Source organism: Delftia sp. WSY_22, from assembly GCF_043104185.1.
Lineage (GTDB): Bacteria > Pseudomonadota > Gammaproteobacteria > Burkholderiales > Burkholderiaceae_C > Comamonas > Comamonas tsuruhatensis.
The window spans coordinates 107,271-130,247 of sequence record NZ_JBICKN010000032.1 but is presented as its reverse complement, the minus strand read 5'-3'; the positions used below and the strand labels follow the sequence as shown (position 1 = coordinate 130,247).

General features: G+C 67.7%; 18 protein-coding genes. 15 read left to right on the top strand and 3 right to left on the bottom strand.

The features are described 5' to 3' along the window. Positions 1 to 6 precede the first annotated feature (6 nt). Positions 7 to 1,545 carry a methyl-accepting chemotaxis protein gene (locus ACF8NF_RS17595; RefSeq protein WP_160852520.1) on the bottom strand — a complete coding sequence of 513 codons (1,539 nt, stop codon included), beginning with the start codon at positions 1,543 to 1,545 and terminating at the stop codon, positions 7 to 9. Between the two features lie 188 nt (positions 1,546 to 1,733). On the opposite strand from ACF8NF_RS17595, the gene dapC reads away from it, so the two are divergent. The 15 genes from dapC (at position 1,734) to ACF8NF_RS17520 (ending at position 20,014) form a co-directional block, all read left to right on the top strand. Then, positions 1,734 to 2,939, top strand: a complete 1,206-nt coding sequence (gene dapC / locus ACF8NF_RS17590) for a succinyldiaminopimelate transaminase (protein WP_392450979.1) — start codon at positions 1,734 to 1,736, stop codon at positions 2,937 to 2,939. A gap of 51 nt (positions 2,940 to 2,990) precedes the next feature. Continuing rightward, positions 2,991 to 3,815: a 2,3,4,5-tetrahydropyridine-2,6-dicarboxylate N-succinyltransferase gene (gene dapD / locus ACF8NF_RS17585; protein ID WP_012205450.1), complete on the top strand. Its 825-nt coding sequence runs from the start codon at positions 2,991 to 2,993 to the stop codon at positions 3,813 to 3,815. Between the two features lie 180 nt (positions 3,816 to 3,995). Continuing rightward, the gene (locus ACF8NF_RS17580) at positions 3,996 to 5,165 is read left to right on the top strand and encodes a PilT/PilU family type 4a pilus ATPase (protein ID WP_016445943.1); all 1,170 of its coding nucleotides are present in this window, start codon (positions 3,996 to 3,998) and stop codon (positions 5,163 to 5,165) included. Between the two features lie 85 nt (positions 5,166 to 5,250). Then, positions 5,251 to 6,411, top strand: coding sequence for a succinyl-diaminopimelate desuccinylase (dapE, locus tag ACF8NF_RS17575; protein ID WP_392450978.1), 1,161 nt, complete (start codon positions 5,251 to 5,253; stop codon positions 6,409 to 6,411). A gap of 22 nt (positions 6,412 to 6,433) precedes the next feature. Then, positions 6,434 to 7,411: a 50S ribosomal protein L3 N(5)-glutamine methyltransferase gene (gene prmB, locus ACF8NF_RS17570; protein WP_034363908.1), complete on the top strand. Its 978-nt coding sequence runs from the start codon at positions 6,434 to 6,436 to the stop codon at positions 7,409 to 7,411. Position 7,412: 1 nt separating this feature from the next. Continuing rightward, positions 7,413 to 8,420: a LysR family transcriptional regulator gene (locus ACF8NF_RS17565; protein ID WP_392450977.1), complete on the top strand. Its 1,008-nt coding sequence runs from the start codon at positions 7,413 to 7,415 to the stop codon at positions 8,418 to 8,420. 180 nt (positions 8,421 to 8,600) lie between these two features. Further along, positions 8,601 to 10,193, top strand: coding sequence for a class I adenylate-forming enzyme family protein (locus ACF8NF_RS17560; protein ID WP_034363907.1), 1,593 nt, complete (start codon positions 8,601 to 8,603; stop codon positions 10,191 to 10,193). A gap of 1 nt (position 10,194) precedes the next feature. Beyond that, complete coding sequence (locus ACF8NF_RS17555; protein ID WP_016453489.1) at positions 10,195 to 11,418, top strand: acyl-CoA dehydrogenase family protein; 1,224 nt, start codon at positions 10,195 to 10,197, stop codon at positions 11,416 to 11,418. Between the two features lie 65 nt (positions 11,419 to 11,483). Continuing rightward, positions 11,484 to 12,494, top strand: coding sequence for a tripartite tricarboxylate transporter substrate binding protein (locus ACF8NF_RS17550; RefSeq protein WP_016445937.1), 1,011 nt, complete (start codon positions 11,484 to 11,486; stop codon positions 12,492 to 12,494). Positions 12,495 to 12,588: 94 nt separating this feature from the next. Further along, positions 12,589 to 14,661 carry an ABC-F family ATP-binding cassette domain-containing protein gene (locus ACF8NF_RS17545; RefSeq protein WP_160852510.1) on the top strand — a complete coding sequence of 691 codons (2,073 nt, stop codon included), beginning with the start codon at positions 12,589 to 12,591 and terminating at the stop codon, positions 14,659 to 14,661. A gap of 218 nt (positions 14,662 to 14,879) precedes the next feature. After that, positions 14,880 to 15,839 (top strand): MurR/RpiR family transcriptional regulator, encoded by a 960-nt coding sequence (locus ACF8NF_RS17540; RefSeq protein WP_392450976.1) that lies wholly within the window; start codon positions 14,880 to 14,882, stop codon positions 15,837 to 15,839. Continuing rightward, positions 15,836 to 16,873 (top strand): amino acid ABC transporter substrate-binding protein, encoded by a 1,038-nt coding sequence (locus ACF8NF_RS17535; protein ID WP_061288562.1) that lies wholly within the window; start codon positions 15,836 to 15,838, stop codon positions 16,871 to 16,873. Before ACF8NF_RS17540 ends, ACF8NF_RS17535 begins: the two co-directional genes overlap by 4 nt. Positions 16,874 to 16,929: 56 nt before the next feature. Next, on the top strand, positions 16,930 to 17,943 hold the full coding sequence (locus tag ACF8NF_RS17530) for an amino acid ABC transporter permease (RefSeq protein ID WP_392450975.1): 1,014 nt from the start codon (positions 16,930 to 16,932) through the stop codon (positions 17,941 to 17,943). Positions 17,944 to 17,960: 17 nt separating this feature from the next. Next, complete coding sequence (locus ACF8NF_RS17525) at positions 17,961 to 19,043, top strand: amino acid ABC transporter permease (RefSeq protein WP_016445932.1); 1,083 nt, start codon at positions 17,961 to 17,963, stop codon at positions 19,041 to 19,043. Further along, a complete protein-coding gene (locus ACF8NF_RS17520; RefSeq protein ID WP_046982572.1) occupies positions 19,040 to 20,014 on the top strand; it encodes an isoaspartyl peptidase/L-asparaginase family protein in 975 nt (324 codons plus the stop codon). The genes ACF8NF_RS17525 and ACF8NF_RS17520 overlap by 4 nt, the downstream gene beginning before the upstream one ends. Before the next feature lie 712 nt (positions 20,015 to 20,726). Here the strand turns inward: ACF8NF_RS17520 and phbB are convergent. Together phbB and ACF8NF_RS17510 are read right to left on the bottom strand one after the other, a co-directional pair. After that, complete coding sequence (phbB, locus tag ACF8NF_RS17515) at positions 20,727 to 21,464, bottom strand: acetoacetyl-CoA reductase (RefSeq protein ID WP_016445929.1); 738 nt, start codon at positions 21,462 to 21,464, stop codon at positions 20,727 to 20,729. 212 nt (positions 21,465 to 21,676) lie between these two features. Beyond that, entirely contained in the window at positions 21,677 to 22,858 is a 1,182-nt protein-coding gene (locus ACF8NF_RS17510) for an acetyl-CoA C-acetyltransferase (protein ID WP_016445928.1), read from the bottom strand. Positions 22,859 to 22,977: the final 119 nt, after the last annotated feature.

Sequence of the window (22,977 nt, the reverse complement as noted above, 5' to 3'; positions counted from 1 at the left end):
CCAAGGCTATGCCGCCAGCGCCAGACTCTTGTAGACGCCGCATCCCCAGTACAGCCCGCCATGCTTGCAGACGAAGGACATCTTGGTCTGTACCTGTTGCGTGGCCGGGTTTCTGAAGTCGTACTCCACCCAGCCTGGGCCGCGCTCGGCCTGGGCAATGATGTCGGCCAGCAGCTGCTCACCCCGCACGCCTGGCAGCTCCTGCACGCGCACGCCCACGCGCGCAGGGTTGCCGCCAAAGGCGCGGTAGCTGCCGTCGGCGGCCAGGGCGAAAACGTACATATCGCGGTCATGGAAGGGCTGGCCGGGGTCGTTCACGGCGGCCAGCAGTGCCTCGGTGGCCACTCCGCGCCGCGCCAGGCCCAGGGCCGACTCGACCAGGGCCACGGCCTCCTCCGCCGTGCCCTGCTGCAGCCGAAAGCGCGACACCGCCCCTGACAGCATCTGCGCGCGCTGCTGCAGCGCGCGTGCCTGGTCCAGCGCGTGGCCCACCATCTGCGCGTTGTGCTGGGTGATCTCGTCGATCTGGTGCACGGCGCGGCTGATCTCGGCCAGACCCGTGCTCTGGCTGCCGGTGGACTGCGACAGTTCTCCCATGTGCTCGGCCACCTGGCGGATGCCTTCGGTCACGCGCTCCATGCCTCGCCCGGCCGTGCGGATCAGTTCGGTGCTGTGCTCCACCTGGGCCAGCGCATCGCCGATCAGGTGGCGGATCTCGCGCGCCGCCTCGGCCGAGCGGCCGGCCAGGGAGCGCACCTCGCTGGCCACCACGGCAAAGCCGCGGCCCTGCTCGCCCGCACGCGCCGCCTCCACGGCAGCGTTGAGCGCCAGGATGTTGGTCTGAAACGCAATGCCGTCGATCACACCAATGATCTCGCGCATGCGGCCGGCGCTGCTTTCAATGGTCTCCACCGACTCCACGGCGCGGCCCATGGCCACCACGCCTTCATCGGCCGCGCCGCGCACCGCGCTGGCCTGGTGGTGGACCACGCCCACCACGTCGGCGTTGTGCTGCACGGCGCTGCTGAGCTGCTCCACGCTGACCACGGTCTGGGCCAGGTTGGTGGCCTGCAGTTCGGTGCGATCGGACAGTGCCTGGTGCTCGTTCACCAGTTGTTGCCCGGCCTGCGCCACCAGGGCCGCATTGCTGCGCACATCGGCCACCATGCCAGACAGCGAGGTCACCATGCCGCCCAGCAAGGCCTTGGGCGTCTGGACGGCGCCTGCACCCTCCTGGGAGGCCGCAGCCTCCACGGCCACGCGCTGGCTCAGGTCTCCCTGGGCGATGCCCTGCATGGCCTGCTGCAGCAATTCGCGCTCGCCGATCACCCGCGACCAGAGCCTGTGCATGCCGCCCAGCAGCAGCCCGGCCCACAGCAGCAAGGCTGCCCAAACCCAGGGCCCCAGGCCCATCGAATCGGCCACCAACGCCAGCGCCGGTCCCGCCAATGCCCACACCGTGCATACGAGGAAGCCGGCACCTGGGCCGGATGTATGCTTACGATGCCTGCTTCCATCTTTTTCCATGCCAGCGCCTGCCTGCATAGCTGTCTGCCTCTCTTGTCATTGGTATCTGGAATTCACCGTTTGCGAGGCCCCGCCACACGAGTTGGCATGGCCCCAGTCGAGACCATGCCAGAATAGGTAACAGAATGCAAAAAAGCCAGCGTGCAGACCCGCAGTCCCCTGTGACAACGGCATGCCGAAAGCGCATCAATCCATAATGCGAGCCCATGAATCCCCTGCTCTCCCGACTCCAGCCCTACCCGTTTGAGCGTCTTCGCAAACTGTTCGCCGGGGTCCAGCCACCGGCGGGCGTGCGCCCCATCAGCCTTGGCATCGGAGAGCCCCGCCATGCCACGCCGCCCTTCATCGAACAGGCGCTGAGCGCCGACCTGGGCGGCCTGGCCAAGTACCCGGCCACAGCCGGCGAGCCCGCGCTGCGCGAAGCCTGCGCCCAGTGGGCGCGCCAGCGCTACGGCATTGCGCTGGACGCCGCCGCCCAGGTGCTGCCGGTCAACGGCTCGCGCGAGGCCCTGTTCTCCTTCACCCAGGTCGTGGTGGACGCCAGCCAGGACGGCGCGCGCGTGATCTGCCCCAACCCGTTCTATCAAATCTACGAAGGCGCCACCCTGCTGGCCGGCGCCCAGCCGTACTACGCCCCCAGCGATGCTGCGCGCAATTTCGCGGTGGACTGGGACAGCGTTCCCGCCGACGTGTGGGAAAAGACCCAGCTGATCTTCGTGTGCTCTCCCGGCAACCCCACGGGCGCGGTGATGCCGCTGGCCGAATGGGAAAAGCTGTTTGCGCTGTCCGACCGCCATGGCTTCGTGATTGCCAGCGACGAGTGCTATAGCGAGATCTACTTCGACGGCACGCCTCCACTGGGCGGACTGGAAGCCGCGCAGCGCCTGGGCCGCACGGACTACAAGAACCTGCTGATGTTCACCAGCCTGTCCAAGCGCAGCAACGTGCCTGGCCTGCGCAGCGGTTTCGTGGCGGGCGATGCGGCCCTGATCAAGGCCTTTTTGCTGTACCGCACCTACCACGGCGGCGCCATGAGCCCCGTGGTGCAGACGGCCAGCATCGCGACCTGGGGCGACGAGGCCCATGTCGAGGAAAACCGCCGCCTGTACCGCGAGAAGTTCAACCAGGTCACCCCCGTGCTGGCGCGCGTGATGGATGTGCGCCTGCCCGACGCAAGCTTCTACCTGTGGGCCGGCATTCCCGAATCGCTGGGCCTGGACGACGCCGACTTTGCACGCGAGCTGTATGCCGCCACCGGCGTGACCGTGCTGCCCGGCAGCTACCTGGCGCGCGAGGCCAATGGCCGCAATCCGGGCGCCGGGCGCGTGCGCATGGCCCTGGTGGCCGAGACCGCCGAATGCCTGGAGGCGGCCCAGCGCATTGCACAATTCATAGAATCACGCCAGCGCTGAGCCACGCCTGGCCACCCCTTTCCTCACAAACCCTTTGATCACCAAAGCCATATGACGCAACAGCTGCAATCCATCATCGACACCGCCTGGGACAACCGTGCCAGCCTCTCCCCCGCTGCCGCGCCCAAGGAAGTGACCGAGGCCGTGGACCACGTGATCGAAGCCCTGAACAACGGCCAGCTGCGCGTGGCCACGCGCGAAGGCGTGGGCCAGTGGACCGTGCACCAGTGGATCAAGAAGGCCGTGCTGCTGTCCTTCCGCCTCAAGGACAACGTGCTGATGCAGTCCGGCGACCTGAACTTCTTCGACAAGGTCCCCACCAAGTTCGCCGGCATGACCGAGGCCGAGATCGCCGCCACCGGCGTGCGCGTCGTGCCTCCGGCGGTGGCCCGCCGCGGCAGCTTCGTGGCCAAGGGCGCCATCCTGATGCCCTCCTACGTGAACATCGGCGCCTACGTGGACGAAGGCACCATGGTCGACACCTGGGCCACCGTGGGCTCCTGCGCCCAGGTCGGCAAGAACGTGCACCTGTCCGGCGGCGTGGGCCTGGGCGGCGTGCTGGAGCCGCTGCAGGCCAACCCGACCATCATCGAGGACAACTGCTTCATCGGCGCGCGTTCCGAAATCGTCGAAGGCGTGATCGTGGAAGAGAACTCGGTGATCTCCATGGGCGTGTACATCGGCCAGTCCACTCCCATCTATGACCGTGCGACCGGCGAGACCAGCTACGGCCGCGTGCCCGCCGGCTCGGTGGTGGTGTCGGGCAACCTGCCCAAGGACAACGGCCGCTACAGCATGTACGCCGCCATCATCGTCAAGAAGGTCGATGCCAAGACACGCTCCACCACGAGCCTGAACGACCTGCTGCGCGATTGACCTGCATCCGGACCGCGCCAAAGGCGTGGTTGCGGCGCCAAAACATCCCCTGTTCAGGGGATGGACCAAGGCATACTCTCGAGGGCGTCCCCGGCCACCAGGCAGCGGACGCCCGTTTCACGTCAAAAGCGCGTGACAACGATCCAAGAACAGCTACAGCACACGAATTTGGGGGAACACATGGGCACGATGGAGAGGATTTTGCGCCTGATGGGCGAGAAGCAGGCGTCCGACGTCTACCTGGCGGTCAACGCGCCGGCGCTGATCAAGATCAACGGCGAATGCGTCCCCATCAACAACCAGCTGCTGCCGCCCGATGCGCCGCGCAGCCTGCTGGCCGAGATCGTGCCGGCCGAGCGCCTGCAGGAGCTGGACGAGACGGGCGAGCTCAACATGGGCGTGCCGCTGCGCGGCGTGGGGCGTTTCCGCGTCAGCGCCATGCACCAGCGCGGCAGCTGCGCCGTGGTGATCCGCTTCATCGCCCAGCACATCCCGCCCATGGACACGCTGAACCTGCCGCCCGTGCTGGGCGAGCTGATCATGCAAAAGCGCGGCCTGCTGCTGGTCGTGGGCTCCACGGGCTCGGGCAAGAGCACGACGCTGGCCTCGATGATCGACGCGCGCAATGAAAAGCTCACGGGCCACATCCTCACCATCGAGGACCCCATCGAATACCAGTTCCGCAACAAGCGCTCCATCGTCAACCAGCGCGAAGTGGGATCCGACACGGCATCGCTGCAGGTTGCGCTCAAGAATGCGCTGCGCCAGGCGCCCGACGTGATCCTGATCGGCGAGATCCGCGACCGCGAGACCATGTCCTCGGCCATGGGCTTTGCGCAGTCGGGCCATTTGTGCCTTGCCACGCTGCACGCCAACAACAGCTACCACGCGCTCAACCGCATCCTGTCCTTCTTCCCCGAGGAAATCCGGCCGACCATGCTGGGCGAGCTGTCGGCAGCGCTCAAGGGCGTGATCTCCCAGCGCCTGGTGCGCACCGTGGATGGCGGCCGCATGCCGGCCGTCGAGGTGATGCTCAACACCAAGCTGATCGCCGACCTGATCGAGCGCGGCAACTTCTCGGGCGTCAAGGAGGCCATGGAGAAATCCATGGCCGAAGGCTCGCAGACCTTTGAAGAGGCGCTGGCCCAGCTGATCCGCTCGGGCCGCATCGACCGCGCCGAGGGACTGGCCTTTGCCGACTCGCCCACCAACCTGATGTGGCGCCTGGAAAACGACGTGGTCAAGGCCGGCCATGCCGCGCCGTCCAGCCAGTTCGCCGAACTGGCCACGCCCGGCGAGGACGACATGCCCTCGTTCACCGAAATCATGCTGGAAGTCAAGCCGAACTGAACGGCCGGGCCTGCAGCGTTCACAATGTCGGAGCACGCTGGCGCCAGCCAGCCCTCCGACTTTTTTGTTTTTTGACCTTCCCACCATGTCCCGCACCTTGCAACTGACCGAGCAGCTGATCAGCCTGCCATCCGTGACCCCGGAAGACGCTGGCTGCCTTGAACTCCTGGCCGATGCCCTGCTGCCCATGGGCTTTGCCTGCGAGCGCATCGACAGCGGCCCCGACAGCTTTCGCGTGCGCAATCTCTGGGCCAGGCGCTCCGGCGCAGGCACCGACCGGCCCGTGCTGGTCTTTGCCGGCCATACCGACGTGGTGCCCACCGGCCCCCTGGAGCAGTGGAGCAGCCCGCCCTTCGTGCCCACGCACCGCGACGGCAAGCTATACGGCCGCGGCGCCAGCGACATGAAGACCTCCATCGCCGCCTTTGTCGTGGCACTGGAGGAGTTCCTGGCCGAGACGCCAACTCCCTCCTTCGACATTGCCCTGCTGCTGACCAGCGACGAGGAAGGCCCTTCGGTGGACGGCACCAAGGTCGTGGTCGAGTTGCTGCGCGAGCGCGGCGAGCGCCTGGACTGGTGCATCGTGGGCGAGCCCACCTCCGTGGACCGCACGGGCGACATGATCAAGAACGGCCGCCGGGGCACCATGAGCGGACGCCTCACCGTCAAGGGCATCCAGGGCCACATCGCCTACCCGCAGCTGGCGCGCAACCCCATCCACCAGGCCCTGCCGGCCCTGGCCGAACTGGCCGCCACGCGATGGGACGAGGGCAACGCCTTCTTCCCGCCCACCAGCTGGCAGATCAGCAACATGCATGGCGGCACGGGCGCATCCAACGTCATCCCCGGCCATGTGACCATCGACTTCAACTTCCGTTTCTGCACCGAGTCCACGGCCGAATCGCTGCAGCAGCGCGTGCACGCCGTGCTGGACCGCCATGGACTGGAGTACGAGCTGGCCTGGACCATCGGCGGCCAGCCCTTCCTGACCACGCCGGGCACGCTGGTGAATGCCGTGCAGGCGGCCATCCGCACCGAGACCGGCCTGGAGACCGAGCTGTCCACCACGGGCGGCACCAGCGACGGCCGCTTCATCGCCCAGATCTGCAGCCAGGTCGTGGAAGTGGGCCCGCCCAACGCCAGCATCCACAAGATCGACGAGCACATCGTGGTGGCTGACATCGAGCCCCTCAAGAACATTTACCGCCGCACGCTCCAGGAGCTGCAGCGCCAGCAGGCCGCCTGAACGCGCGCCCAAGGAGCCGACGATGACATCCGCCCCCACCCCTGCCAATATTCCCGCCATTTCGGGCAGCACCATCGCCGACCTCGTGGCCTCGGGCGCCGCGGCGCTCACGGCGGCCGGCGTGGCCTTTGGCCACGGCACGGCCACGGCCGAAGACGAATCGGCCTGGCTCACGCTCTGGAAGCTGGGCCTGCCACTGGACAGCGAACTGGCGCCGGGCGCGCCCGAGTCCCTGGCCAGCCAGCCGGTGAGCGCCGAGCAGCAGGCCGAAGTGGCTGCGCTGTTCGCCGAGCGCATCCGAACGCGCAAGCCCGCCGCCTACCTCACGCGCGAGGCCTGGCTGCAGGGCGTGCCCTTCTACGTGGACGAGCGCGCCATTGTGCCGCGCAGCTTCATTGCCGAACTGCTGGCCGACGGCAGCATCGACGGCTGGCTGTCCGACCGCACGCGCCGCGTGCTGGACCTGTGCACCGGCAACGGCAGCCTGGCCTGCCTGGCGGCCATGGCCTGGCCCGAGGTCGAGGTCACGGGCGCCGACATCTCGGCCGACGCGCTGGCCGTGGCGCGCATCAACGTGGACCGCCATGAACTCGCCGAGCGCGTGCAATTGCTGGAGAGCGACGGACTGGCCGCCCTGCCCGGCCCCTGGGACCTGGTGCTGTGCAACCCGCCCTATGTGAACGCCGACAGCATGTCGCGCCTGCCCGCCGAGTACCAGGCCGAGCCCGAGCTGGCGCTGGCCGGTGGTGCCGACGGCATGGACTTCATCCGCCGCCTGCTGCAGGACCTGCCCTCGCGCCTGGCCAAGGAAGGCGTGGTCGTGCTGGAGATCGGCAATGAAAAGGACTTTTTCGAAGCCGCCTTCCCCGACCTGCCCGTGTTCTGGCTGGACACCAGCTCGGGCGACGAGCAGGTGCTGCTGATCACCCAGGAGGCATTGCGCGCCTGGACCGAAGGCGATATCGAGGCTCTGCGCCCGCAATACCGCCCCCTGGGCTGAGATGGACCTGCGGGCGCTGCGCTACTTCATCGCCGTGCTGGAGGCTGGCAGCCTCTCGCGCGCCGCGCACTCGCTGTACGTGGCCCAGCCCGCGCTCACGGCGCAGATCAAGAAGCTGGAAGGCGAGCTGGGTGCGCAACTGCTGGAGCGCAGCCACGCCGGCGTGACCCCCACCCCGGCCGGCGCGCAGCTGTACGAGGACGCCCGCCGCCTGCTGTCCGACGCCGATGCCATGCGCGAGCGCATACAGCGCCTGCCCCAGGGCCCCGAAGGCTCGGTCACCATCGCCCTGCCTTTTTTGCTGACCAGCCTGCTGGCAGGCCCCCTGATTGCCAGCCTGCGCCACAGCCACCCGCGCATACGCATCTTCGTGCTCGACGACCTCAGCCTGATGGTGCAAAAGGCCATGCTGGACCGGCGCGCCGACCTGGCCATTCTTGTGGACACGGCCAGCCTGCATGACCTGCAGGTGCAGCCCATGGCAGAGGAATCCATCTACGTCTGCGGCCAGGATGTCGATGGCAGCGTGGCCCCGCTGCTGCGCCCGGCGCCGGACGGCGGCCTGCCGCACATGGACTTTGCCCATGCCTGCCAGCTGCCGCTGGTGCTGCAGTCGCGCCGCTTTTCCATCCGCCAGAACGTGGAGGCCGCCGCCGATGCGCGGGAGCTGCGGTTGAACATCGTCCACGAACACGATTCCGCCCGCGTCATCCGCTCGCTCTACCACTGCGGCGCGGGCTTCACCTTCACGCCCGCCTGCTCGCTGAGCGATGCGCCCGCCTGGCTGAGCGAGGGCGCCAAGGCGGCGCCCACGGGCCTCCAGCCTGGCTGGATCGTGGCCCAGGTCGCGGCGCCCGCGCTGCTGCGCCGCTACTTCCTGGCCGTGCAGGCCAACCGGGGCGGTGACCCGGCACTGCAGGTGGTCCGGCAGGCACTGCTGGACCAGGCCCGGCAACTGATCACGGCGGGCCTCTGGCAGGCGCGCTGGCAGCATCCGCAGCAGATGTGATGCAGCAGCCCAGCGTAGTGCAGCAGCCCGATGGTCATCAGCAAAAACGGCAAGGGTTGGTCTGGACATCAATTTTTCTGATGCAACTGAATCACTAATCGGTATTTCCCCGGCCCGGTCCTCTTCTGCAACAGTGCATGGCACGCCGCGCAAAACGCGCGGCTTCAGCCAAGGAATGCCATGCACGAGACATCCCGGCCCACCGCAGGCCACCCCCATTCCCTCCCCATACCCAACGTCGGCGAACTCGTCGCACGCAGCTGCAGGGCCCATGCCGAGCAACCTGCGGTGACCAGCGCCACACGCAGCATCAGCTACGCAGAGCTTGAGCAGCGCTCCAACCGCCTGGCGAACGCCCTGCTTGCCCAGGGGCTGGCCCGCGGCGACCGCGTGGGCATCTACCTGCCCAATTGCGTGGAAATCGTGGAGATCGAGATCGCCTGCTACAAGGCCGGTCTCATCAAGGCGCCCTTCAACGCACGCCTGTCTCCACGCGAAGTAGGCGATATCGCGGCCAACAGTGATGCTTCCATCATCGTGACCACGGCCGCGCGCGCCGAGGCCTTCAAGCCGCACCTGCAGTCTGCCGACGTGCGCCTGCTGCTGCTGGACGGCCCTGCCGACAGCAACTACGAAGCGCTGCTCGCCCGCGCCAGCGACCGCTTCCAGCCCGTGGACGTGCACGAGCACGAGGTGGCCGTGCTGCACTACACCTCGGGCTCGTCGGGCGTGCTCAAGGCCGCCATGCAGACCTTCGGCAACCGCCTGGCCCAGCTGCGCAAGTTCCTGATGCGCGGCGAGGGCATGCAGGCCGGCCACGTGCTGGGACTGGTGGGGCCGGTCACCCACGCCTCGGGCATGCAGATGGTGCCGGCGCTGTGCACGGGCGCCACCATCCACCTGTTCTCGGGCTTCGAGCCTGGCGCCTTCATGGCCGAGATGCAGGCGCGGCGCGTCACCCATACCTTCATGGTGCCCACCATGATCAACATGCTGCTGGCCGAGATCGGCGGCCGCTACCGCCCGCTGCCCGACCTGCAACGCCTGGGCTACGGCGCAGCGCCCATGGCGCCCGCGCGCATCCTGCAGGCCATGGACGTGTTCGGCCCCATCCTGTCCCAGGGCTACGGCGCGGGCGAGACCACCTCCGGCGTCTGCGGCCTGACGGTGCAGGACCACCTGCAGGCACGCGCGTCGCGGCCCGAGCGGCTGGCATCCTGCGGCCGGCCCTTTCTGGAATCCCTGGTGGAGGTGGTGGACGACGAAGGCCGCCGCGTGCCCGAGGGCGAGATCGGCGAGATCGTGGTCAGCGGCGCCGATGTCTTCGCAGGCTACTGGCGCGCGCCCGAGCTGACGGCCGAGGTGCTCAGGAACGGCCGCTACCACACGGGCGACCTGGCCCGCATGGACGAGCAGGGCTTTGTCTACATCGTGGACCGCAAGAAGGACATGGTCATCAGCGGCGGCTTCAACGTCTATCCGTCCGAGGTGGAGTCCGTGCTCTACGAACATGCCTCGGTGGCCGATGCCTGCGTGTTCGCCATCCCCGACGACAAATGGGGCGAGGCCGTGGCCGCCCACATCGTGCTCAAGCCCGGCCTGGCCGGCGACAGTGCCGCGCTGGACCGCTTTTGCGCCGAGCGCCTGGGCGGCTTCAAGCGCCCGCGCCACATCGAATTCGTGCAGCAGCTGCCCAAGAACCCCAACGGCAAGGTCATGCGCCGCGCCGTGCAGGCGCCCTACTGGGCCAACCACGCCCGCAAGGTGAACTGAGATGAACGCCAAAGACACACTCCCCACCGCCAACGCTGCCCTGCTGGAAATGCCCTTTGAAGGCTCCGAGCGCGCAGCCGGCCTGATCGACGCGCTCAACGCCTTCATCCACGGCGAACTGGCCGACCTCGCCCGCGCGCATGGTGTGGACCATGAAAACAGCGCCTCCACCGATTTGCTGCGCCAGGTCTGGAAGCTGTCGCATGCGCGCGGCTTCTACGGCATGACCCTGCCCGAGGCCATGGGCGGCGCCGGCCTGTCCGTGCTCGACCAGGTGCTGGTCAAGGAGGCCATCTACGCCACGGGATCGCCCTTCGCGCCCCATGTGCTGGGCGAACTCAGCGGCCCGCCGCGCATAGGCGCGCTGATCCGCAAGGCCACGCCCTTGCAGATGGAGCAGTTCATCCTGCCCGTGGCACGCGCCGAAAAGTCCATCTGCTTTGCGCTGACCGAGGCGGCGGCCGGCTCGGACGCGGGCGCGCTGGAGACGCGCGCCGTGCTGGAAGGCGACCATTACGTGCTCCACGGCCGCAAGCGCTTCATCTCGGGCTCGCCGTTTGCCGACTTCGCCGTGCTCATGGCCTCGACCGCGCCCGAGGGCAGCCCGCAGCGCGAGATCAGCGCCTTCTTCGTGGACCTGCATGCACCGGGCGTGCAGGTGGTCAGCGGCTACAAGACCATGGCCGGTCAATCGAGCACGGGCGACATCGTGCTCGACGGCTGCCGCGTGCCCGCTGCCCAGTTGATCGGCGAGCCGGGCCGGGGCCTGGCCCTGGCGCTGGGCCGCATCACCGTCAACCGCCTGCTGCACTGCCCGGCCATGCTGGGGCTGGCGCAGGTGGCGCTGCGCGATGCGCGCGACTATGCGCTGGGGCGCCAGCAATTCGGCCGCAGCATTGCCCAGTTCCAGTCCATACAGCACATGCTGGCCGACATGGCCACCGAATGGATGGCCGCGCGCGCGCTGATGGTGCAGACGGCCCGCGCCATAGACGCCGGCATCGACGCGCGCGCCCAGGCCTCGATGAGCAAGCTGTTCTGCTCGGAGACGGCGTTCCGCATCGCCGACCGCGCCGTGCAGATCCATGGCGGCGAAGGCATCGTCCAGGGCCGGCGCGTGGAATTCCTGTTCCGCATGCTGCGCATGTACCGCGTGCTCACGGGCACCAGCGAGATACAGCGCAACACCATCGCCAAGGAACTGCTGGAGCGGGCCGGCGCCTGAGGCTGGCCGGCAGCCCCAGCACTCCCCCAGCAAACAGAAAAGACAAAAGACCAGGAGACAAAGCCATGCCACACATCACCAGCAGCGGCCAGGACCGCCGCCAATTCCTGCGGGCTGCAGGCGCCGCATCGCTTGCGGCAGGCCTGCCCTGGGCCGCCACAGCTTCCGCGCACGACAGCGTCTGGCCCACGCGCCCCATCAAATGGGTGGTGCCCTACCTGGCCGGCACCAGCCCCGACACGGCCGCGCGCATCGTGGCCGAGGCGCTGTCGGCCCAGCTGGGCCAGCCCGTGGTGATAGACAACCGCGCCGGCGCGGGCGGCAACATCGGCGCCCGCCAGGTGGCCAAGGCACCGGCGGACGGCTACACCCTGCTGTACTCGGGCTCGCCCATGGCCGCCGCCATGCGCATGTACAAAAGCCCCGGCTACGACGTGTTCAAGGACTTCCGCCATGTGCTGGGCATGTCGCGCTCGGACATCCTGGTCGTCGTGCATGCCGACTCGGGGATGCGCACGCTGGATGACCTGGCCGCCCGCGCCAAGGCCAGGCCGGGCGCGCTGGACTATGCATCGGGCGGCGTGGGCACGCCATCGCACCTGGGCGTGGAGATGCTGGCCTCCAGCATGGGCCTGCAGGTCAACCATGTGCCCTACAAGGGCGCGTCCGAGCTGGTCAATGCCGTGCTGGGCCAGCAGGTGGCCTTCGGCGCCCCGCTGTTTTCCGTGGCCTATTCCCAGGTGCTGGCGGGCAGGCTGGTGCCGCTGGCCATTGCCGGCCCCCAGCGCAACGCCAAGCTGCCCCAGGTGCAGACCCTGGCCGAGCTGGGCGTGCCCGACGTCAACCTCACGTCCTGGGGCGGTGTGTCCGTGCCGGCCGCCACGCCCGAGGCCATCGTCCAGCGGCTGCGCACGGCGCTGGAGGAGGTGCTCAGGCAGCCCAAGGTCATCGCCTTGCTGGAGCAGGAAGGCGGCAAGGTCGCCATCACCAGCGCCGAAGCCTATGCCAAGGGCTTCGAGCGCGAGATCCAGTTCACCCAGTCCATGATGCAGCGCGTGGGCATACAGCCGATCTAGGGCCTGGTACCAGGGCTTTGCACCGTGGCCGGGCACGGGCATGGCGGGCGGCAATCCTGCCCTGGCGCAATCGCTGGGATAATCCTGCCCATTCATGATCAGCCTTCGCAACATTACCCTGCGCCGCGGCACCCGCGTGCTGCTGGACAGCACCTCCGTCTCCATCAACCCCGGTGAAAAAGTCGGCCTTGTCGGACGCAATGGCGCCGGCAAGTCCAGCCTGTTCGCCCTGCTCAACGGCAGCCTGGCCGAGGACGGCGGAGAGTTCTCCATCCCCTCGCAATGGCGCCTGGGCCAGGTCGCGCAGAACATGCCCGAGACCTCGGAGACGGCCACCCAGTTCGTGCTGGACGGCGACACCCGCTTGAGCGAGCTCAACGCCCAGCTCGCGGCCGCCGAGGCCAGCGAGGACGGCATGGCCATTGCCCACGCCCACGTGGACCTGGCCGATGCCGGCGCGCACGACGCCGTGCCGCGCGCACAGGCCCTGATCCTGGGCCTGGGCTTCAAGGTCTCCGAGCTGGAGCACCCCGTTAACAGCTTCTCCGGCGGCTGGCGCATGCGCCTGCAGCTGGCGCGCGCGCTGATGTGCCCCTCCGACCTGCTGCTGCTGGACGAGCCCACCAACCACTTGGACCTGGACGCCCTGGTCTGGCTGGAAGCCTGGCTCAAGCGCTACCCCGGCACCCTGGTCGTGATCAGCCATGACCGCGAATTCCTGGACGCCATCACCAACACCACGCTGCACATCGAAAACGCGCAGGTCACGCGCTATGGCGGCAACTACAGCAAGTTCGAGGAACTGCGCGCCCAGCAGATGCTGCTGCAGCAGGCTTCGTTCGAGCGCCAGCAGGAAAAGATCGCCCACCTGCAAAAATTCATCGACCGCTTCAAGGCCAAGGCCTCCAAGGCCAAGCAGGCGCAAAGCCGCGTCAAGCAGATCGAGCGCATGGAAAAGGTCGCGCCCATGCTGGCCAGCGCCGATTTCACCTTCGAGTTCAAGCCGCCCGCCAACCTGCCCAACCCCATGCTGGCGATCACGGACGCCGCATTCGGCTACCTGGACGACGAAGGCCAGGCGACCACCATCCTGCGCGGCGTCAACCGCTCGGTGCTGGCGGGCCAGCGCATCGGCATCCTGGGTGCCAACGGCCAGGGCAAGTCCACCCTGGTCAAGACCATCGCGCGCGAGATGAAGGCCCTGGCCGGCACCGTGACCGAAGGCAAGGGCCTGAACATCGGCTACTTCGCCCAGCAGGAACTGGACGTGCTGCGCCCCGGCGAAAACCCGATGGAGCACATGATCCGCCTGGCACGGGACACCGGCGCCACCGGCCCGCAGGCCCGCGAGCAGGACCTGCGCAGCTACCTGGGTACGTTCAACTTCAGCGGCGACATGGTCAAGCAGGCCGTGGGCAGCATGAGCGGCGGCGAGAAGGCGCGCCTGGTGCTGGCCATGATCGTCTGGCAGCGCCCCAACCTGCTGCTGCTGGACGAGCCCACCAACCACCTGGACCTGGCCACGCGCGAGGCCCTGGCCATGGCCATCAACGACTTCGACGGCACCGTCATGCTGGTCAGCCACGACCGCGCCCTGCTGCGCTCGGTCTGCGAGGACTTCTGGCTGGTCGGCCGTGGGGTGGTCGGCCCCTTCGACGGCGACTTGGACGACTACCAGCGCTACCTGCTGGAAGAATCCCGCCGCCTGCGCGAGGAAGCCCGCAAGGCCGAACAGGCGGCTGCGGCCACCAGCAAGGCGGCAGCGCAGGTGGAGCCCGCAGCAGGTGCAGCAGCTGCAGCACCTGCAGTGCAGGCCCCCGTGGCTGCTGCGCTGGCCCCGGCCCCCGCTGCCCCATCCACGCCGCCGGCCGCCAGTGCCGGAGACCAGCGCGAGCAACGGCGCCTGGCCGCCCTGGCCCGCCAGCAGATGGCCGAGAAGACCCGGCCGTTCAAGAAGGAACTGGAACAGCTGGACAAGCGCCTGCCCCAGCTGCAGGCCGAACGCACGCGGCTGGAGGGCCTGCTGAGCCAGCCCATCTCGCCCGCCGAGATGGCCGAAGCAGGCCGCAGCCTCAAGGCCTGCAACGACGAGATCGACAGCCTGGAGGAACGCTGGCTGGAACTGAGCGAGCAGATCGAGCAGCTGTCGGCCGCGATGTCCGACTGATTCCAGTCGTTCTCGAAAATCAGGCGGTCCCATTGGCCCGCCTGCCACCAGCGTCGTCCCGCGTGAAGACGGCGCTCCACTTCGGCCCAGCCGAAGTGCGCCCCTGAGGCCCCTCCCTCTCCCAACGCCCCCGCACTCCCCCGCAGCCAGCGGAACGCATGGATCGTTCGGTTCAGGGTTTCCCCTGAATGAAAGATTTCATTCCTAAAAAATAATGAATGAAAGAGATCATTCACTTTCATTCATTCATGGAACTCCATCCCCATCCCGCCGTACAGGAACTGCTGCGCGCCAGCGTCGATGGCTCGCCCGCCGTCGCCCGGGTCGGCCGCTGGATGGCCGCGCATCCGGTCCTGGCCGTCACGCTGAGCGCCGAGGAAGTGGCCAATGCCTGCGGAGGCTCCCTGGCTGCCGTCAACCGCTTCGCCAAGCACGCCGGCTACGAAGGCTTTGCCGATCTGCGCCTGCACCTGGGCCGCCAGCTGCAACAGGCCCTGGAGCCCGTGAACAAGCTGCGCGCGGCGCACGAGCCTGCCGCAAGCGCCGTGGGAGCGCAGGCCTTCGAGCACACGCAGCGCAATCTGCAGGCGGCCGCACAGGCCTGCGACCCCGGCCTGCTCGATCAACTGGCCCAGCGCATCTGCCGCGCGCGCCGCGTCCTGTTCATGGGCTTTGGCAGCTCCCACCATGTGGCAGCCTTTGGCGCCGACGCGCTGCAGCCCTATCTGCCCCAGGTGCTGGAAGTGGCCTGCGCAGGCGGCACGGAGCAAGCCGTCAGGCGCATGACGGGGCTGACGGAGCAGGACGTGCTGATCGCGATCTCGCTGCCGCGCTACTCACGCGAAGCGGTGGAGCTGACGGCGCATGCGCGCCAGCGGGGCGCCCTGACCATCGCCATCACCGACGAGGCCACCAGCCCGCTGGCCGGCCAGGCCGACTACGTGCTGCTGGCACCCGCCGCCCACCCTCTGCTGCCATCGTCGGTGCTGGCGGCCATGGCCATGGTCGAAGCGCTGGCCACCCAGGTCATCCGCGCCACGCCCCAGGCCGTGCGCAGCCTGGTCGAACTGTCCGAGTCGGTGCTTCCCTACCTGACACCGGACAGCAGCCCCGCTTCACCTGCGGCGAGCAAGCCGCAACCCCAGGCCCCCCATCCCGCCGCAAAGGACTCCGCATGAATGCCCCTGCCCGTTTCCGCTTTCTTTTCGCCTCGATGGCCGCCGCGGCCACGCTCGCTGCCGCGCCGGCCCACGCAGGCAAGACGCTGGATGGCATCAAGCAGCGCGGCGCCGTGGCCTGCGGCGTGCACACGGGGCGCGCAGGCTTTGCGCTCGCCGACGGCAGCGGCAACTGGTCCGGGCTGGACGTGGATCTGTGCCGCGCCGTGGCGGCCGCCACCCTGGGCGACGCCGGCAAGGTCAAGTTCATTCCCACCAGCGGCCAGACACGCATCACGGCGCTGCAGTCCGGCGAGATCGATCTGCTGGCACGCAACACCACCTGGACCTTCACGCGCGACAACGGCCTGGGCCTGATGTGGGCGGGCGTCAATTTCCACGACGGCCAGGGCTTCATGGCCAGGAAAAAGCCCGGCCTGAACAGCGTCAAGCAGCTCTCTGGCGCCACCATCTGCGTGATCAGCGGATCCACCACGGAAAAGACCCTGTCGGAGTACTTTCGCGCCCACAAGCTCAACTACAAGGCGGTGGTGTTCGACAACCCCGAAGCCGCCCTGCAGGCCTTCAGCAGCGGACGCTGCCAGGCCTATACCGGCGACCTCGGCGCCCTGGCCGTGCTGCGCGGCAAGGAACTGGCCAACCCCGACGACTACGTGATCCTGCCCGAAGTCATCTCCAAGGAGCCGGCCGGCCCGGCCGTGCGCCGCGGTGACGACGAATGGTTCGCCGTCGTGCGCTGGACACTCAACGCCATGATCGAGGCCGAGGAACTGGGCATCACCCAGGCCAATGCCGACGAGCTCAAGACCCGCTCCGACAGCATTCAGGTCAAGCGTTTCCTGGGCCAGAGCGACGACCTGGGCAAGCAGCTGGGGCTGGACAAGGAATGGGCGCTGCGCATCGTCAAGGCCGTGGGCAACTATGGCGAGAGCTATGAGCGCAACCTGGGCGCCAGGTCGGGCCTGAACGTGCCGCGCGGCAAGAACGCGCTGTTCACCAAGGGCGGCCTGATGATGTCGCCGCCGATGAACTGACGCGCCGAGGGCACCCTGCCATGAACGCCGCGAACGCTGTAGATGCTGTGAAAGCCGTGAATGCCATCGACACCGGGGCACGGCAGCCACCGGCCCCCACCCGGCCACGCTGGGGCCGGCTGGCCTTGCAGCTCGCCATCGGCTGGCTGCTGATATTGCTGCTGGGCTGGCTGGCGCACAACGCCAGCCGCAACATGGCCGCGCGCGGCATTGCCGGGGGCTTCGGCTTTCTGGAGCAGACGGCCGGCTTTTCCATCTCCGAAGGGCTGCTGCCCTACGAGCCCGGCGACAGCTACCTGCGTGCGGTCGCAGCCGGCGTGGCCAACACGGTTCGCGCCGCCGTGCCCGCGCTCGTGCTGGCCACCGTGCTGGGCCTGCTGCTGGGCGTGGCCGCCGTGGCAAGGCATCCGCTGCTGCGCGGCGCCGTGCGCCTCTATGTCGATGTGGCGCGCAACATCCCGCTGCTGGTGCAGGTGCTGCTGTGGTATTTCGCGCTGACTTCGCTGCTGCCCGATGAGGACCACCCTCTGGCCATCGGCCCCCTGGGCTTTCTGAGCAAGGCGGGGCTGGCCCTGCCCGGCCCGGTGTACGACAGCGCGGCGGGCTGGCACTGGAGCTCGCCGCAGCCGGGCATGTTCGGCATCGACGGAGGACTGGCGCTGACGCCGGAATTCCTGGCCCTGGTGGGAGCCCTCGGCCTGTATGCCGCCGCCTATTGCGCGGAAATCGTGCGCGCCGGTCTGCAGGCCGTGCCGCGCGGGCAATGGAATGCCGCCTCGGCCCTGGGCATGCGCCGCGGCCAGCAGTTGCGCCTGGTCGTGCTGCCGCAGGCCCTGCGGGTGATCATTCCCCCCTATACCAACCTGGCGCTCAGCACCATCAAGAACTCCTCGCTGGCCGTGGCCATCGGCTACCCCGACGTGGTGATGGTCGCCAACACCGCCATGAGCCAGACCGGCCAGGCCATCGAATGCGTGACCATCATCGCGGTGGTCTACCTGGCCATCAACCTGCTGACCTCGCTGGCATTGAATGCCTTCAACCAGCGCAGTGCCTTCATCACACGCTAGCCGGGAAAGACCTGCCCATGAGTGCCGTACTCCGCGCACCGGCCCTGCCGGTGGCCCCGCCCCGGGTTCCGCTGGCACAGCGCCTGCGCGCCAGCCTGTTTCCAGATGCGCTCTCCGGGCTCATCACCGCCACGCTGCTGCTGGCCGCGCTGTGGGCAGGCTGGAAGCTGCTGGCCTGGGGCCTGCTCAACGCCGAAACCGCAGCCAACCCCGACACATGCCGCGCTGCGGCCGGCGCCTGCTGGGGCGTGGTGCGCGAGAAATACCGCCTGGTATTCCTGGGCCGCTATCCCGTGGCAGAGCAATGGCGCCCCGTCGCCGCCAGCCTTTGGCTGCTGGGCAGCGTGGGCGTGGCGGCGCTACCGCGCTTCTTCGGCCGCGCCGGCATGGCAATGCTGCTGGCCGGGTTGACCGGCTTTGGCGCGCTGATGGCGGGCGGTGTGGCCGGCCTGGCACCCGTGCCCAGCGATCTGTGGGGCGGCCTGCCGCTGACCCTGTTCCTTGCCGTGATCGCCTGCCTGGCCGGCGTTCCGCTGGGCATCCTGCTGGCGCTGGGCCGGCGCTCCAGCCTGCCCTTGATCCGCATCCTGTGCACGGGCTTCATCGAGGCCGTGCGCGGCGTGCCCCTGATCACACTGCTGTTCTTCGGGGCCTTCGTGCTGCCCATGCTGGTGCCCGCGCAATGGAGGGTAGACCCCATGGTCCGCATCGCCGTCTGCCTGGCGGCCTTCAGCGCGGCCTATCTTGCCGAGGTGTTTCGCGGCGGGCTGCAGGCCGTGCCCCAAGGCCAGGTCATGGCGGCCCAGGCCATGGGCTTCACCAGGGTGCAGGTGCTGCGCCACGTGGTCCTGCCGCAGGCGCTGCGCGTGACCATCGCGCCCACGGTGAGCAACTTCATCGGCGCGGTGAAGGACACCTCCCTGGTGGCGATCGTGAACATCTACGACATCACTGGCTCCCTGAAGATGGCCATGAGCGACCCCCACTGGATTGCGTACTTCGTGGAGATGTACATGGTGGTCTGTGCCGTCTACCTGCTCATCGGCCTGGGCATCGCCCGCTATGGCCGCTTCCTGGAATCGCGCTACGCACTCCAATGAACATGCCCCAGAACTCCCGAAAATTTTCCATTGCCGTGCACGGCGGCGCAGGCACCGTCATCCAGGGCCAGGCCGACGAGGCCCCTTACCACGCCGCGCTGGCCCAGGCGCTGGAGGCGGGCGCCGCCCTGCTGCGGCGCGGCGCCAGCGCGCTGGACGCCGTCCAGGCCGCGTGCCAGTCCCTGGAAGACTGCCCGCTGTTCAATGCCGGGCGCGGCTCCGTCTACACACGCGACGCGCGCCACGAGATGGACGCCGGCCTGATGGACGGCAGCAACCTGCGGGCCGGCGCAGTCGCTTCCGTCAGCCAGGTGCGCAATCCGATTGCGCTGGCACGGCATGTTCTTGACGACGGCCAGTGCGTGCTCCTGGTCGGCGAAGGGGCGCAGCGGTTTGCCGATGAGCGCGGGCTGGCGCGGATGGATGCAGGCTACTTCGAATCTGCCGAGCGCCTGGCACAGCTGCGCCGGGTGCAGGCGCAATCCGGCCAGACCGCGCTGCTGGACCACGACGCCAGCGGACTGGCGGCGCACCCTGCTCCGCTGAACGAGAACGGCAAGATGGGCACGGTCGGCGCCGTGGCGCGCGATGTGCATGGCAACCTGGCCGCGGCGGCATCCACCGGCGGGCTGACCAACAAGCGCCCCGGGCGCGTGGGCGACACGCCTGTGGTGGGCGCAGGTTTCTACGCCGACAGCACCACCTGCGCCGTGGCGGCCACCGGAACCGGCGAGCATTTCCTGCGCGCAGCCATCGCGCACGACATCCATGCGCGCATGCGCTACCTGGGGCAAAGCCTGGAACTCGCAGCCGACGCCGCAGTGCGGGGCACGCTGACACACATCGGTGGCCAGGGCGGCGTGGTGGCCGTGGACAGCGACGGACGCGTGCACTGCCCCTTCAACAGCGCCGGCATGTACCGCGGCTACATCGTGGACGACGCGCCTGCCGTGACCCTGATTTTTGCCTGATGGACGTTTTCACCCCGGGTTGACCTGTGCCCACGCATTGCGGGCAACGAGGCGTAACAGCATCGACATCGGCCCGCCACGCCCGTAAGCCTCTGTCAGGAAACGGATTTTTTCTCACCTCGCCAGAAATCTGTCTTCAAACTGACAGATCCCCACCTCCAGGCTTGCAATTGCTTGCGTCCTGGGGCAATCCCTGAGTCAACCTGCCGCCACTGCCCCGCGTTGAACACGCAAAGGAGTGACTGCAATGACCGACATCTTTTCCCACACCGCCCTGCAGACCCGCTTTGCAGCCGCTGCGCTGGCCCAAGCTGTCTGGCCATGGGATGACCGTGACCGCAAGCGCGGCCCCCGCAGCGCTTGAAAACCGGGTCACGAAAAAGTTTCGACTTCCTTCGAAAATTTTTTAAAAACCTGTCAACCAGCTGAATCCAGCCCGCGTTAAGAGAGCAATACAGGAGAAGTTTCCATGCAAACGAACGCCATCATGTCCATCTGGCCCGAAGACGAACGCGATCGCAAGCGCTGAGGCGCTGGCTGGCGCACTCGGTGCCCCAGTCTCTGACACCACCGGTCTGACGGCCTTCCGTGCAGACCCCCTCTTCCACAGAACCCGCTTCAGCGGGTTTTGTCATTTCTGGGCCATTTGCCGCGGGGCTGCCCTACAAAAAAGGAGCCCGGAGGCTCCTTTGCAGTGCGAACCCTTGCAGGTTCAATGCATGTGCAGGCCACCGTTGACCGAAAAATCGGCGCCGGTGGAATAGCCGCCTTCCTCCGAAGCCAGCCAAGCGATGATCGATGCGATCTCGCTGGGCTCGCCCAGGCGCTTGACGGGGATGGTGCCCACGATCTTCTCCAGCACGTCGGGACGGATGGCCTTGACCATGTCGGTGCCGATGTAGCCGGGGCTCACGGTGTTCACGGTCACGCCCTTGGTGGCCATCTCCTGCGCCAGCGCCATGGTGAAGCCGTGCATGCCCGCCTTGGCGGCCGAGTAATTGGTCTGCCCGGCCTGGCCCTTGGCGCCATTGACCGAGCTGATGTTGATGATGCGGCCCCAGCCCTTTTCCACCATGTCGCCCACGACCTGCTTGGTCACGTTGAACATGGAGTTGAGGTTGGTCTCGATGACGGCCTGCCAGTCTTCGGGCGTCATCTTGATGAACATGCGGTCACGCGTGATGCCGGCATTGTTGACCAGCACATCGATGCTGCCGTGCTCGGCCTTGGTCTTGCTGAAGGCTTCGACGGTGGAAGCCCAGTCGCCCACATTGCCCACCGATGCATGGAAGGTGAAACCCAGCGCCTTTTGCTCGTCAAGCCACTTCTGGAAGTCGCGCGACGGACCACAACCTGCGATGACCTTGAAGCCTTCCTTGTGCAGACGCTGGCAGATGGCCGTTCCGATGCCTCCCATTCCCCCTGTGACATACGCTACTTTTTGAGCCATTCTTCTCTCCTGTCAATCAATGGTTGCTTCAGATCAATCTATCCATGACAACCGGAACATTGACGCCGGTTATCGCCAAGGGTGCCTGAGCCTCTGGGCCCGGCCCCCTCGCATGGCTAGTATGCAGCGCGTGCGCTGCGCCCCTCTTCGGGCAGGCCCTAGTCAAGCCTAGGATCTACCCTGAAAGCTTGCTAACGTTTTCCCGGAGCCTTTCAGACGCGCTCCACGGTCATGGCCACGCCCATGCCGCCGCCGATGCACAGGCCGGCCAGACCCTTCCTGGCGCCGCTGCGCTGCATCTCGTGCAGCAGGGTCACCAGGATGCGGGCGCCCGATGCGCCGATGGGGTGGCCGATGGCAATGGCGCCGCCGTTGACGTTGACCTTGGCCGGGTCGATGCCCAGCTCCTGGTTCACCGCACAGGCCTGTGCCGCGAAGGCTTCGTTCAGCTCGAACAGGTCCACGTCCTGCGCAGACCAGCCGGCGCGCTGCAGCGCCTTGCGCGAGGCGAACACCGGGCCCAGGCCCATGGTGGCGGGGTCCAGACCGCTGGTGGCATAGGAGACGATGCGCGCCAGCGGCGTCAGGCCCAGGGCCTTGGCCTTGGAGGCGCTCATCACCACCACGGCGGCGGCGCCGTCGTTCAGGCCCGAAGCATTGCCGGCCGTCACCGAGCCGGCCTTGTCGAAGGCCGGACGCAGGCCTGCCAGCGCCTCGGCGTTGGTCTTGCGGTTGATGTACTCGTCGGCCGCAAAGACCACGGGATCGCCCTTGCGCTGGGGAATGCTGACGGGAACGATCTCATCCACGAACTTGCCGGCGTCCTGCGCGGCCGTGGCCTTTTGCTGGCTGGCCAGGGCCAGGGCGTCCTGCTGTTCGCGGCTGACGCTCTTTTCCTTGGCCACGTTCTCGGCCGTGATGCCCATGTGGTACTGGTTGTAGACGTCCCACAGGCCGTCCACGATCATGGTGTCAGCCATCTTCCACTCGCCCATGCGCTGGCCGTCGCGCGAGCCCGGCAGCACGTGGGGGGACAGGCTCATGTTCTCCTGGCCGCCGGCCACGACGATCTCGCTGTCGCCCGTAGCCACGGCCTGGGCCGCCAGCATCACGGCCTTCAGGCCCGAGCCGCAGACCGCGTTGATGGTCAGGGCCGGGGTTTCCTTGGCGATGCCGGCCTTCATCATGGCCTGGCGTGCAGGGTTCTGGCCTGCGCCAGCGGCCAGCACCTGGCCCATGATGACTTCACCGACCTGGTCGGTGCCGACCTTGGCGCGGCTCAGAGCCTCGCGGATCACGATGGAGCCCAGTTCGGTGGCGGGGATCTTGGCAAGGGTGCCGCCGAACTTGCCAACGGCAGTGCGGACAGCGGAAACGATGACGATGTCTTCCATGATGACGGACCTTTCTTTGGACTCTTGAAGGGATGCCCGGGCACGCACTGCCGAAGCTGCGGCAGCGGCACCCTGCATTCAAGCCGCAGCGTTATTGCGCTGCAGCATCGAAACGATTG

Excerpts from the sequence above, each read along its gene's own strand:
- ACF8NF_RS17595 (WP_160852520.1), bottom strand. The coding sequence starts at position 1,545 with ATGCAGGCAGGCGCTGGCATGGAAAAAGATGGAAGCAGGCATCGTAAG.
- dapC (WP_392450979.1), top strand. The coding sequence starts at position 1,734 with ATGAATCCCCTGCTCTCCCGACTCCAGCCCTACCCGTTTGAGCGTCTT.
- dapD (WP_012205450.1), top strand. The coding sequence starts at position 2,991 with ATGACGCAACAGCTGCAATCCATCATCGACACCGCCTGGGACAACCGT.
- ACF8NF_RS17580 (WP_016445943.1), top strand. The coding sequence starts at position 3,996 with ATGGGCACGATGGAGAGGATTTTGCGCCTGATGGGCGAGAAGCAGGCG.
- dapE (WP_392450978.1), top strand. The coding sequence starts at position 5,251 with ATGTCCCGCACCTTGCAACTGACCGAGCAGCTGATCAGCCTGCCATCC.
- prmB (WP_034363908.1), top strand. The coding sequence starts at position 6,434 with ATGACATCCGCCCCCACCCCTGCCAATATTCCCGCCATTTCGGGCAGC.
- ACF8NF_RS17565 (WP_392450977.1), top strand. The coding sequence starts at position 7,413 with ATGGACCTGCGGGCGCTGCGCTACTTCATCGCCGTGCTGGAGGCTGGC.
- ACF8NF_RS17560 (WP_034363907.1), top strand. The coding sequence starts at position 8,601 with ATGCACGAGACATCCCGGCCCACCGCAGGCCACCCCCATTCCCTCCCC.
- ACF8NF_RS17555 (WP_016453489.1), top strand. The coding sequence starts at position 10,195 with ATGAACGCCAAAGACACACTCCCCACCGCCAACGCTGCCCTGCTGGAA.
- ACF8NF_RS17550 (WP_016445937.1), top strand. The coding sequence starts at position 11,484 with ATGCCACACATCACCAGCAGCGGCCAGGACCGCCGCCAATTCCTGCGG.
- ACF8NF_RS17545 (WP_160852510.1), top strand. The coding sequence starts at position 12,589 with ATGATCAGCCTTCGCAACATTACCCTGCGCCGCGGCACCCGCGTGCTG.
- ACF8NF_RS17540 (WP_392450976.1), top strand. The coding sequence starts at position 14,880 with ATGAAAGAGATCATTCACTTTCATTCATTCATGGAACTCCATCCCCAT.
- ACF8NF_RS17535 (WP_061288562.1), top strand. The coding sequence starts at position 15,836 with ATGAATGCCCCTGCCCGTTTCCGCTTTCTTTTCGCCTCGATGGCCGCC.
- ACF8NF_RS17525 (WP_016445932.1), top strand. The coding sequence starts at position 17,961 with ATGAGTGCCGTACTCCGCGCACCGGCCCTGCCGGTGGCCCCGCCCCGG.
- ACF8NF_RS17520 (WP_046982572.1), top strand. The coding sequence starts at position 19,040 with ATGAACATGCCCCAGAACTCCCGAAAATTTTCCATTGCCGTGCACGGC.
- phbB (WP_016445929.1), bottom strand. The coding sequence starts at position 21,464 with ATGGCTCAAAAAGTAGCGTATGTCACAGGGGGAATGGGAGGCATCGGA.
- ACF8NF_RS17510 (WP_016445928.1), bottom strand. The coding sequence starts at position 22,858 with ATGGAAGACATCGTCATCGTTTCCGCTGTCCGCACTGCCGTTGGCAAG.